At 66.7% G+C, this 11257-nt stretch carries 10 protein-coding genes; 3 read left to right on the top strand and 7 right to left on the bottom strand.

Going from position 1 to position 11257, the window contains the following annotated elements:
* Positions 1–5: 5 nt before the first annotated feature.
* Positions 6–926, bottom strand: coding sequence for a cytochrome c oxidase assembly protein (locus ACZYZ7_RS10100; RefSeq protein WP_463740828.1), 921 nt, complete (start codon positions 924–926; stop codon positions 6–8).
* A gap of 40 nt (positions 927–966) precedes the next feature.
* Here ACZYZ7_RS10100 and ACZYZ7_RS10095 point away from each other — a divergent pair, with 40 nt between their 5' ends.
* Complete coding sequence (locus tag ACZYZ7_RS10095; protein WP_463740827.1) at positions 967–1962, top strand: VWA domain-containing protein; 996 nt, start codon at positions 967–969, stop codon at positions 1960–1962.
* A gap of 6 nt (positions 1963–1968) precedes the next feature.
* Here ACZYZ7_RS10095 and ACZYZ7_RS10090 read toward each other — a convergent pair whose 3' ends face one another.
* From ACZYZ7_RS10090 to ACZYZ7_RS10075, 4 genes are read right to left on the bottom strand one after another with little or no spacing between them, the layout of a single operon-like run.
* On the bottom strand, positions 1969–3099 hold the full coding sequence (locus ACZYZ7_RS10090) for an acetate kinase (protein ID WP_463740826.1): 1131 nt from the start codon (positions 3097–3099) through the stop codon (positions 1969–1971).
* A complete protein-coding gene (gene pta / locus ACZYZ7_RS10085; RefSeq protein WP_463740825.1) occupies positions 3096–5192 on the bottom strand; it encodes a phosphate acetyltransferase in 2097 nt (698 codons plus the stop codon). Before pta ends, ACZYZ7_RS10090 begins: the two co-directional genes overlap by 4 nt.
* A 34-nt stretch (positions 5193–5226) precedes the next feature.
* A complete protein-coding gene (locus ACZYZ7_RS10080; RefSeq protein WP_463740824.1) occupies positions 5227–6549 on the bottom strand; it encodes an aspartate aminotransferase family protein in 1323 nt (440 codons plus the stop codon).
* Positions 6550–6590: 41 nt separating this feature from the next.
* Positions 6591–8147, bottom strand: coding sequence for an APC family permease (locus ACZYZ7_RS10075; RefSeq protein WP_450069309.1), 1557 nt, complete (start codon positions 8145–8147; stop codon positions 6591–6593).
* A gap of 244 nt (positions 8148–8391) precedes the next feature.
* Here ACZYZ7_RS10075 and ACZYZ7_RS10070 point away from each other — a divergent pair, with 244 nt between their 5' ends.
* Positions 8392–9153: a GntR family transcriptional regulator gene (locus tag ACZYZ7_RS10070; RefSeq protein WP_135452132.1), complete on the top strand. Its 762-nt coding sequence runs from the start codon at positions 8392–8394 to the stop codon at positions 9151–9153.
* Positions 9154–9163: 10 nt separating this feature from the next.
* Here the strand turns inward: ACZYZ7_RS10070 and fgd are convergent, their stop codons facing one another.
* The gene (fgd, locus tag ACZYZ7_RS10065) at positions 9164–10174 is read right to left on the bottom strand and encodes a glucose-6-phosphate dehydrogenase (coenzyme-F420) (protein ID WP_463740823.1); all 1011 of its coding nucleotides are present in this window, start codon (positions 10172–10174) and stop codon (positions 9164–9166) included.
* A gap of 34 nt (positions 10175–10208) precedes the next feature.
* On the opposite strand from fgd, the gene ACZYZ7_RS10060 reads away from it, so the two are divergent.
* A complete protein-coding gene (locus ACZYZ7_RS10060) occupies positions 10209–10943 on the top strand; it encodes an MBL fold metallo-hydrolase (protein ID WP_135452128.1) in 735 nt (244 codons plus the stop codon).
* On the opposite strand, the gene ACZYZ7_RS10055 is transcribed toward ACZYZ7_RS10060, so the two are convergent.
* The gene (locus tag ACZYZ7_RS10055) at positions 10940–11242 is read right to left on the bottom strand and encodes a hypothetical protein (protein WP_135452126.1); all 303 of its coding nucleotides are present in this window, start codon (positions 11240–11242) and stop codon (positions 10940–10942) included. The two genes, ACZYZ7_RS10060 and ACZYZ7_RS10055, sit on opposite strands and share 4 nt — an antisense overlap.
* Positions 11243–11257: the final 15 nt, after the last annotated feature.

The following is an 11257-nucleotide window of genomic DNA, read 5'->3' as shown; positions in this document are numbered from 1 at the left end:
GTTCCTCAGCGGTGATAGCGGTCCCGCAGTTGCGGGTCGGATTCCCACCAGAGTGCGGAAGCGCCGGTAGCGCGCTGCTCCTCGACTCCGGCGTCGATCTCGGCGTCCACCTCGGCGGCGCGCCTGCGCTCATGCGAGCCCAGCGCCCGCATCAACACCATGATGAACGGGATGCCCAGCACATCGCCCAGAATCCACAGCACGCCGGCGCCCAGCGTCTGGTCGTCGCGCAGGGAGGGGCCCCAGTCCCGGTGCAGCGCAGAGTAATAGTCGTAGGCGATCAGCGGCCCCAGCCACAGCACCAGACCGAGGACGCCGTCGCCCAGACCCTCGGCGACGCTGATACCGATGGACAGCAGGGGCGAGTACCGCCGCGGAACGGGGTCCGACTGCAAACGGGTGTAGAAGTAACAGAAACCTATGGCGGACAACGCGATGTTGGTCAGATCCGCGATCACCGGGTTGACCAGCGAGGCGACGTACCACGGAGTCAGGTAGAGCAGCCACGGCGTCGCCAGCATCAGCACCGACGTCACCGGCGGTGACAGCACCACCCGGGCGACCCGCGACCCGAGCATCGCGTCGAGTCGCGCGCGGGCATTCGGGCTCGAGGCCTCGCGAACAGCGGTCACCGGCTGGCCCAGCGCCAGCAGGAACGGCACCACGTACAGCAACAGCAGCACCTGCAGTGCCCGCACCCAGAACAAGACCGGGGCGTACACCGCAACGGGACCCTGGGTGGCCAGCAGCCACCACACCAGGCCGGCGCCGAAGCACCAGGCCTGGAGCCGCCCCGCACCAGCGATGCCCCGGGCGCGCCGATGGCACAGGTAGTAGCCCACCCCGATAACGAGGATCAGCAGGAGAGCCGCCCCAGACACAGCGTGAACGTACGCCGCGAACCTGGCAGCATTCCGCCAGGTCATTGTGCTGGCGTTGTGAGGCCTGCGGTCAGACCCTCTGGGCGTGAGCGCTTTGTCGTTGTCCGGGTTCCAACACCGCTGGTTCTTCCTGTGTGCACTGGTTGCCGTCGGAATGCTCGCCCTCTACGTTCAGCGGTACCGGGCGAAACGCATCCCCGTGCTGAGGTTCGCCAACATGGATGTGCTGACTGCGGTCGCCCCTTCGAGGGTGCAGCGACTGCGGCACGTGCCCGCGGCCCTGCTGCTGATCTCTCTTCTGCTGCTGACCATCGCCCTGGCCGACCCGACGCGCGATCACCTGATACCGCGCAATCGTGCGGTGGTCATGCTGGTCATCGATGTCTCAGAGTCGATGGCGGCCAACGACGTCGCCCCCAACCGGCTGGCGGCCGCCAAGGAGGCGGGCAAGAAGTTCGTCGACGGACTCAACCCGAGCGTCAACCTCGGGTTGATCGCATTCGCCGGTACCGCCGCGTTGTTGGTACCACCGACGACCAAGCGGGCACCGATGAAAGCCGCGATCGACAAGCTCGAACCGGCCGAACGCACCGCGACCGGCGAGGGCATCTACACCGCACTGCAGGCGATCGCGACGGTCAGCGGGGTGATCGGCGGAGGTGACGGCCCGCCGCCCGCACGGATCGTGCTGGAGTCCGACGGCAAGGAAACCGTGCCGCTGGACCCCGACCAGCCACGAGGGGCGTTCGCCGCCGCACGCGCCGCCAAGGCCCAAGGAGTCCCGATCTCGGTAATCTCCTTCGGCACCCCCGACGGCTACGTCACCCTCAACGACCAGAAAATCGCAGTACCCGTCGACGACCAAACCTTGCAGGAGATCAGCAAGCTCTCCGGAGACGGCCGGGTGTTCCACGCCGACACCATCGGCTCCCTGGAGGAGGTGTACAGCACGTTGCAGCAGCAGATCGGGTTCCAACTGGTCCCTGCCGATGCCAGTGCCGGATGGATCATTCTCGCCACCCTGACGCTGGCCGCCGCGGCTGTCGCCGGGCTCGCGCTCAATCGGCGGTTGCCGGGCTGATCCCGGTCAGACCAAGGCCGCGCTGGCCCGCGCGATCGCCAGCTCCTCATTGGTCGGCACCACCAGCACCGTCACCGCCGAGTCCGGTGTCGAGATCCGTCGGGCTTCGGGCGACCGCAACGCGTTGAGTTCCTCGTCGATCTCGATCCCCAGCCCGGTCAGCCCGGCCAGCGCGTCGCGGCGTACCCCGGCGTCGTTCTCGCCCACTCCCGCGGTGAAGCTGATGACATCGGCGCGGCCCAGCACCGCCAGGTACGCACCGACATACTTGCGGAGCCGGTGGATGTAGACGTCGTAAGCCAATTGTGCGTTCTGATCGCCGGATTCGATCCGGGCGCGCAATTTGCGGAAGTCGTTCTCGCCGCCAAGGCCACGGACCCCCGACTGGCGGTTGAGCATCGTGTCGACGTCCTCGACACTCATGCCGGCCTCGCCGCACAGGTACATGATGATGCCCGGGTCGACGTCGCCGCTGCGGGTGCCCATCACCAGGCCCTCCATCGGCGTCAGGCCCATCGACGTGTCCACCGGCCTGCCGCTGGCGATCGCCGATGCCGACGCACCGTTACCCAGATGCAGGACAATCTGATTCAACGACTCGTACGGCGTACCGAGGAACGCGGCGGCCTGCCGGCTGACGTACTCGTGCGAGGTGCCGTGGAAACCGTAACGCCGGATACCCCAGCGGTCGGCGACCTCGCGATCGATGGCGTAGGTCGCCGCGGCCTCGGGGAGGTTGTGGAAGAACGCGGTGTCGAACACGGCCACGTGCGGCAGGTCGGGCAGCAGCTTGCGCGCCACTTCGATACCCAGGATCGCCGGCGGATTGTGCAGCGGGGCAAGTGGAGACAGTTCTTCGAGCTTGGCGACCAGCGTGTCGTCGATGACGGTCGGCCGGTAGAAGGTGGTCCCGCCGTGCACCACCCGGTGACCGACCGCGGACAGTCCCAGCGTGGCGATGTGCAGGCCCTGGGCGGCGAGCGCCTCGTGCGCCGCGTGCAGCGCGGCCTCATGATCGGGCACCTGCGCCGAGCCGATCTGCTCGATGATGCCGTCGGCCAGGAACTCCCCTGAATCCGGTTTGACCACCGCGTATTTCAGCGACGAGGAACCGGAATTGAGCACCAGAACCGTCATGAGTTTCCTTGCGCCTGAATCGCCGTGATCGCCACGGTGTTGACGATGTCCTCCACGAGCGCCCCTCGGGACAGATCGTTGACCGGCTTGTTCAAGCCCTGCAGCACCGGGCCGATCGCGATGGCGCCTGCACTGCGTTGCACCGCCTTGTAGGTGTTGTTGCCGGTGTTGAGGTCCGGGAAGATCAGGACGGTCGCGCGCCCGGCCACGGGTGAATCGGGCATCTTGGTCGCCGCCACCGACGGCTCCACCGCGGCGTCGTACTGGATCGGCCCCTCCACCAACAGGCCCGGTTCGCGCTGGCGCACCAGTTCGGTTGCGGCCCGGACCTTGTCGACGTCGGCACCGGTACCCGAGGTGCCCGTCGAGTAGGACAGCATGGCCACCCGCGGATCGATGCCGAACTGCGCGGCGGTGCGTGCCGAGGAGATCGCGATGTCGGCAAGTTGTTCGGAGGTCGGGTCGGGCACGATCGCGCAGTCGCCGTAGGCCAACACCCGGTCGGCCAGGCACATCAGGAAGATGCTCGACACCGTCGAGATTCCCGGCGCGGTGCGGATGATCTCGAAGGCCGGACGCACGGTGTGCGCCGTGGTGTGTGCCGCACCCGACACCATGCCGTCGACCATCTCGTTGTGCACCAGCATCGTGCCGAAGTATGAGACGTCGTGGATGATCTCGCGGGCCTGCTCGACCGTCACACCCTTCTTGCTGCGCAGTTCGGCGTACTGCTCGGCGAACTGGTCGCACAATGCACTGGTGCGCGGGTCGAGGACGACGGCCGCATCGATGTTCACCCCGAGTTCCGCTGCCCGGGAACGGATCTGGCTTTCCTCACCAAGGATGGTCAGCTCGGCAACCTTGTGTTGCAACAGCCGGCCCGCGGCCTTGAGGATCCGGTCGTCGGCGCCCTCGGGCAGCACGATGCGCCTGCGGTCGGAACGGGCCTGATCGAGCAGTTGGTAGGTGAACATCTGCGGCGTGGTGACCGCGGGGATCGGGATGCTCAACTGCGCGAGCAGATCGTTGACGTCGACGTGCTTGTCCATCAGCGCCAGCGCGGTGTCGATCTTGCGCTGCGATTTCGCCGTGACCCGGCCGCGAGCGCCTGCGACCCGGCTTGCGGTCTCGAAGGTGCCGTACTTGGTGGCCACGATGGGCAGCCGCAGCCCGAGCCCTTCCACCAGCGACGCGACGGCCGGGTGCAGGTCGAGGCCGCCGTTGAGGATGATGCAGGACAGTGACGGAAAGCCTTCTGCCGCATGAGCACTCACGACTGCCAGCACTACGTCGGACCGGTCACCCGGGGTCACCACCGCGACCCCCTCGGTCAGCCGCTCCAGGCAGTGCTCGGCGGTCATACCGGCGACCATCACGCCCATCGCCTCACGGGACAGCAGCTCAGGATCCCCGGCGATCATCGTGCCGTCGACCGCCACCTTCAGTTCGGCGACCGACGGGGCGACCAGCAACGGCTCCTCGGGAAGCACGTAGGCGGGCGGGCCGAGCGGTTTGAGGGCCTCGGCCACCGCGGTCAACTGGGCCGGGTCGCACCGGTTGGCGACCACCGCCGCGGCGTGCGCATGCTGGTGGTTCAACTCGGCCAGGCACACCTCGACCGCGTGGGCGACCTCGTCGGGCGTGCGGTCGGCGGCCTTGACCGCGAGCACCACGGGCGCACCGAGGTTGACCGCGATGCGCGCGTTCATGCTCAGCTCGCTGGGGGTGGCGACGTCGGTGTAGTCACTGCCGACGATCAGCACGGCGTCGCACTTCTCGGCCACGCGGTGGAACCGGTCGACGATTTCGGCGATCGCGACGTCGGGGTCCTCGTGCACCTGCTGGTAGCTGACGCCGACGCAGTCGTCGTAACTCAGCCCCGCGGTGCTGCCGGCCAGCAGCAATTCGAGGATGTAGTCGCGATCCTCACCCAGGCGCGTGATGGGCCGGAATACGCCCACCCTGGGTACGGTCGCAGCAAGCCGATGCAGCATCCCGAGTGCGATGGTCGACTTGCCGGTATCACCTTCTGGTGACGCAATGTAGATCGCGGTAGCGACGACTGCCTCCGGCACTGATACAGCTTCCCTCATCAGGGTTTGGACGGCCAGATGCTCTGCTTTTTGCTCAGCGCAGCTGACGCAGCGCATCGGCGAATTCGGTGCAGAACCAGTCCACATCCGACAAAGAGAATACCAGGGGGGGTCTCACCTTCAGCACACTGCCCTGTGTCCCGCAAACCGAGATGAGTACGCGCCGGTCGCGCATCGCGTTGACCAGATCGTGGGCGCCGGCCCGATCGGGGGTCAATAGATCAGGGTCGGTCACCATCTCGATCCCGACGTACAGCCCGGCGCCACGGACATCGCCGACGCGCGGGTTCTCGGCGGCCACCCCGGTGAGCTCGTCACGCAAGACGGTGCCGACCTTGGCCGCGTTGGCCATCAGCTGCTCGTCCTCGATGACGTCGAGCACCGCGCCCGCCGCGGCCATCGACACCGGATTGCCGCCGAAGGTGTTGAAGTACGGCACCTCGCGGGCGAACGCCTCGAGCACCTCACTGCGGGCGGCCATCGCCGCCACCGGCAACCCGTTGGCCATCGGCTTGCCCATGGTTACCAGGTCGGGCACGACGCCGTGGCGGGTGAAACCCCACATCGCCTCCCCGGTGCGGCCGAAACCGGGTTGCACCTCGTCGGCGATGAACACCCCGCCGGCCGCGCGCACCGCCGCCACCGCCGGCGCCAGCACCGCGGGGTCGGGGTAGATGCCGTCGGAGGAGAAGAAGGTGTCGACGATCAGGCAGCTCAGCCCGTGACCGGCCGCCTTCAGATCAGTGATTGCGGCGTCGACATCGGCCAGGAACCGGCCGGCCACATCGTCGCCCGAGCGGTAGCTGTCCGGCGCGGCCACGGCGCGCACATGCGGACCGATGCTGGTGGCGCCGCCGATCGACGGTGAAATCGCCGTCACTGCTTCGGTATTGCCGTGGTACGCATCGCGGGTGACGATCACACCGTGTGCCCCGGTACACATCTGGGCGACCCGCAGGGCCAGATCGTTGGCCTCCGAGCCGGTGCAGGCATACATCACCCGGTCGACTTCTCCTGGGAGCGTGGCCAACAACCGTTCCGAGTACTCCACGATGCCGTCGTGCAGGTATCGGGTGTGGGTGTTGAGCGTCTCGGCCTGGCGGGTGATGGCGGCGACCACGCGCGGGTGACAGTGCCCGACGCTGACGACGTTGTTGTACGCGTCGAGGTAACGCTCGCCGTCCGCGTCGAACAGGTGGCTGCCGCTGCCCCGGACCAGGTGTACCGGCCGTTCGTAGAACAGCCGGTACGCCGGGCCCAGCAGGTGCGAGCGGGCCTCGATCAGCCTTTCGGTATCAGGATCGGTCGCCAGACCTCCCGAATAGCTGTTGGAGTCCATGATGTTCGAGAAACCCATGGCACCCGCATTCCTTTCACTAACGCCGACGCGGCCCGCCGCTAACGTTCGTGCGCTTCCTCCAACACTGTGCGCCCCAGATCGGAATAGCGTTGCGGATCCCTGAATTTCAGGAACAGCGCCCACAGCACCCCACCGATTCCGGCGATGCCGACAACATACGGGATCGACGTGAAGATCCAGTCCGAAGCGGCTGAACCCGCAGCGAACGACGCGTTCTTGGCGAGCAGGTAGATGACGTAGAGCATGCCGACCCCGCCCAGCAGCGGTGCCAGGAACGTGGTGAACCAGTTCGCGGTCTCCGGATGCCGCTTCTGCACGTGGAAGAACGAGATCACCGAGAACGCCGCCAGGGCCTGCACGATCATGATGGCCGTGGTGCCCAGCAACGCCATCAGGCCGTAGAGCCCGGTGTAGGGGTCACGCCCGGTCAGGTCGAAGAACAGCACCACGACGGTGGCGAAGCCGGTCTGCACGAATCCGGCGATGTGCGGTGAGCCGTGCACAGGATGGGTGGCGCCGATGGTCTTGCGCATGCCGGGGATGACGTTCTCCCGCCCGAGGGCGTACAGGTAGCGGGCGGCGCAGTTGTGGAAGGCCATGCCGCAGGCGAATGAGCCGGTCATCAACAGGATCTTGAACAGGTCCACGGCCCACTCACCGAGATGCTGGCGCACCGGGGTGAAGAAGATATCGCCCGCGGTGGTCGAATCCTGCGCCAGCGCAATCGCATTCTGCGGACCGGTGCCGACGATGGCCAGCCACGAAACGATGATGTAGAACGCGCCGATCCCGACGACCGAGCAGATCACCGCAATCGGGATGATCTTCTTGGGGTTTCGGGACTCCTCGCCGTACATGGCGCTGGACTCGAAGCCCACCCACGACCAGAACGCGAAGAACAGGCCGACACCGGCCGATCCGGCGACGGTGATCATGCTGCCGTCGACACCGGCCACCTCACCGGAGAGACTCTGGAAACCGTTGAGCGGGTTGAGCGATCCCAGCGACCAGCCCTGCGGACCGCCACCGGTGAACACCACGGACAGCGCCATCATGGCGAGCATGATGATCTCGGTGATCAGGAACACCCCGAGCACTTTCGCCGCCAGATTGATGTCGAAGTAGGTCAGCACGGCGTTCACGGCCAGCATCACCACGGCGAAGATGACCCACGGCACGTCGATGTTGAAGAACGACTTGAACAGATCGTTGCCGAAGAACGAGAAGATGCCGATCAGCGACGCCTCGAACACCATGTAGGCCAGCGCGGTGAGGAATCCCGCACCCAGGCCGACGACGCGTCCCAGGCCGTGCGAGATGTATCCGTAGAAGGCGCCGGTGGCGGTGATGTGCTTGCTCATCGCCGCATAGCCGATGGCGAACAGGGTCAGCACGATGGTGGCGACGAAGTACCCGGCGGGCGCGTAGGCGCCGTTGCCGAAGCCGACCGCGATCGGCACGTTGCCGACCATGGCGGTGATGGGAGCGGCCGTGGCGACCGCCATGAACAGCACGCCGACCAGTCCCACGGCGTTGGGTTTGAGGCGTTGGATAGAGGTGCCGGACGGGGCCGGCGGATCGATGATCTCGCTCATTGCGGGTCCTAACTGAAGGACGGTTTTCGGACCACTATTTGGTCTGATTGTTCGGCGTCGACGACGGCTTTGTAGTGCGACGCAGCACATTGTCATCCCGCCCAGATCATCGGGCAACTCGAAACTTGTTGCGGGTCAAGCGCTTTGTTGCCGTTATGTTTCGAACCTGGGAGTCGTGCAACGAGCAGGTTAATCGGTGGGTTTTGGTCTGCTCGCGGGCGTCGATTTGGTCCACACTCGGAGCATGTCCCTGACATCCGGCGGCCCCGTCGCCGAGGACGTGCGTCGACGCATCCTGTCCATGTTGGCCCTGGGCACCCTGCGCCCCGGCTCGCGACTGGGCACCGAGCGTGAGATGGCGGAGAGCTTCGCGGTGTCGCGATCCACCCTGCGCAGCGCGCTGCTGCCGTTGAGCCAGGCCGGTGTGCTGGAGCGCCGGACCGGGCGCAACGGCGGCACGTTCGTGCGGGCCGACGTCGTGGAACGCAACGCAGCGGAGTTGGCCGGGCTTCCTGCCCGGCTGCGCAGCAGCGGTCACAGCAGCGCCACCCGGGTCCTGGCGACCGATCGCAGACCGGCCACCCAGGTGGAGTCGCGTGCGCTCGAAATCGCCGATGGCGCAGAGATATTCACGGTCCGTCGGTTGCGCTACGCCGACGGTGTGCCGCTGTCGGTGGACCTGTCCTGCTTCGTGGCCGAGCGCATGGAGGACCTGCTGGAACAACCGCTCGGCGGTTCGCTCTATGAGTTGGTGCGGGTGCGGTACGGCCTGACGCCTGCTGTCACCACCGAGACCATCGAAGTGGTCAGCGCCAGCCCTCGCGAGGCGCAATGGCTCGGCATCGCCCAACGCAAGCCACTATTGGCGATCACGCGCATCACGCGCGACAGCAGTGGCGAGCCATTCGAGTACGCCTCCGACCTGTTCCGCGCCGACCGGGTCCGGCTCACAGCGACGAGCCATGGCGCGGTCGGCGCGGTGCAGCGCTCAGTGAGCAGCGCCTGAGCCGCCCAACTCAGCCCAGCTTGCGCAGCCGGGGCTCCAGGTCCTTCTTGAACAGGTCGAGGAACCGGCGCTGATCATGCCCGGGCGCGTGGAACACCAGGTGGTTCAGGCCCCACTCGACGTACTGGCCGACCTTCTCGACCGCCTCGTCGGGATCCGACGCGACGATCCAGCGCTTGGCGACCTGCTCGATGGGCAGGGCGTCGGCGGCCTTCTCCATCTCGATCGGGTCCTCGATCGAGTGCTTCTGCTCGGGCGTCAGCGACAGCGGCGCCCAGAACCGGGTGTTCTCCAGCGCCAGCCTGGGGTCGGGATCGTAGGAGATCTTGATCTCGATCATCCGGTCGATGTCCTCGGCATTGCGCCCGGCGGCCTCGGCGCCTTCCTTCACGGCGGGGATGAGCTTGTCCTTGTACAGCTCCGCACCCTTGCCGGAGGTGCAGATGAAGCCGTCACCCGCGCGGCCCGCGTACTTGGCCACCACCGGCCCGCCCGCGGCGATGTACACCGGGATGCCGCCCTCGGGCACGTCGTAGATCGAGGCGCCCTTGAGCTTGTAGTACTCGCCGTCGAAATCGACGCGGTCACCTACCCACAGCTCGCGCATGAGCTTCACCGACTCGCGCAGCCGGGCGAAACGCTCCTTGAACTCCGGCCACTCCCCGATGTAGCCGGTGGCGATCTCGTTGAGCGCCTCACCGGTGCCCACCCCGAGGAAGATCCGGCCCGGGTACAGGCAGCCCATGGTCGCGAACGCCTGCGCGATCACCGCCGGGTTGTACCGGAATGTGGGCGTGAGCACCGATGTGCCCAGCACCAGCCGCTCGGTGCGCTCGCCCACCGCCGTCATCCAGGCCAGTGAGAACGGTGCGTGCCCGCCCTCGTGGCGCCAGGGCTGGAAATGGTCGCTGACCGTCGCACTGTCCATTCCCGCCGCTTCGGCCAGCACTGCCAGCTCGACGAGTTCACGCGGGGCAAACTGCTCCGCCGATGCCTTGTATCCCAGTTTCAGTTCAGCCACGGTTCGTTTCTACTCCTATGCCTAAACTCGCGACATGGCAGCAGCCCTGACCGCGATCACCGAGCATGTGCACTTCGCACAAACCGACTTGGTCAACTGGACGCTGGTGACCGACGGAAACCGGGTCATGCTGATCGACGCGGGGTTCCCGGGGCAGCGCGAGGACGTCATCGGCTCGGTCCGCCAACTGGGGTTCACGGTCGACGACATCGCCGCCGTCCTGCTGACCCACGCTCACATCGACCACTTCGGAACCGCCATCTGGCTGGCGAAAAACCATGGCACACCGGTCTTTTGCCATTCCACCGAGCTCGGGCACACCAAGCGTGAGTATCTCGAGCAGGCCGCGCCGGCCGATGTGGTGCGCAACATCTGGCAGCCCCGCTGGCTGAAGTGGGCGGCTACCATCACCGCCAAGGGCGGGATGAACCACGCCGGCATCCCGACCGCGCGGGCGCTGACCGACAACGAAGATCTCCCGGGCAATCCGGTGCCGGTTCCCACCCCGGGGCACACCGGCGGACACTGTTCCTTCATCGTCGACGGGGTTCTGGTCAGCGGCGACGCCCTGGTCACCGGACATCCCCTGCTGCGGCACACCGGCCCGACGCTGCTGCCGGCCCTGTTCAACCACGACGAGGAGGGCTGCCTGACCAGCCTGAAGACGCTGGCGGCAGTCGATGCCGAGGTGATGCTGCCCGGACACGGCCCGCTGTGGCGCGGATCGATCGCCGACGCCGCCTCCGCCGCGGCGGCCCGGCACGCCTAGTGCTGCAGGATGCGGTACCCCAGCAGGAAGAACCCGGTCAGGCACAGGCCGCAGGCCAGCACGATCGTCGGCATCAGGACCAACTGATCGAGCTCGTCTGGGTCGAACACCTCGTCGTCGTACACCGACCCGAACAGCACCTTGGCAAACGTGGTCCGGCGAAACGCGTGCATCCGTCGTTGTGATTCCGCCGAGTCCGCCCGACGACCGATGAACAGCCGCAAAGCCACCCCGGTCGCGAACACCACCGCAGCCGCTGCCAGCAGCAGCGATCCCACGATTACCTGCAGACTCGGCATCGCAGGCCAGCCTAG

This window comes from Mycobacterium sp. IDUB_17 (assembly GCF_055419465.1).
The sequence above is the reverse complement of the archived record's forward strand: the minus strand, read 5'-3'. Positions and strand labels throughout refer to the sequence as shown.

Bases quoted from the DNA above. Each gene is read 5' to 3' on its own strand.
- ACZYZ7_RS10100 (WP_463740828.1), bottom strand. From the start codon at position 926: ATGACCTGGCGGAATGCTGCCAGGTTCGCGGCGTACGTTCACGCTGTG.
- ACZYZ7_RS10090 (WP_463740826.1), bottom strand. From the start codon at position 3,099: ATGACGGTTCTGGTGCTCAATTCCGGTTCCTCGTCGCTGAAATACGCG.
- pta (WP_463740825.1), bottom strand. From the start codon at position 5,192: ATGAGGGAAGCTGTATCAGTGCCGGAGGCAGTCGTCGCTACCGCGATC.
- ACZYZ7_RS10080 (WP_463740824.1), bottom strand. From the start codon at position 6,549: ATGGGTTTCTCGAACATCATGGACTCCAACAGCTATTCGGGAGGTCTG.
- ACZYZ7_RS10075 (WP_450069309.1), bottom strand. From the start codon at position 8,147: ATGAGCGAGATCATCGATCCGCCGGCCCCGTCCGGCACCTCTATCCAA.
- ACZYZ7_RS10070 (WP_135452132.1), top strand. From the start codon at position 8,392: ATGTCCCTGACATCCGGCGGCCCCGTCGCCGAGGACGTGCGTCGACGC.
- ACZYZ7_RS10060 (WP_135452128.1), top strand. From the start codon at position 10,209: ATGGCAGCAGCCCTGACCGCGATCACCGAGCATGTGCACTTCGCACAA.
- ACZYZ7_RS10055 (WP_135452126.1), bottom strand. From the start codon at position 11,242: ATGCCGAGTCTGCAGGTAATCGTGGGATCGCTGCTGCTGGCAGCGGCT.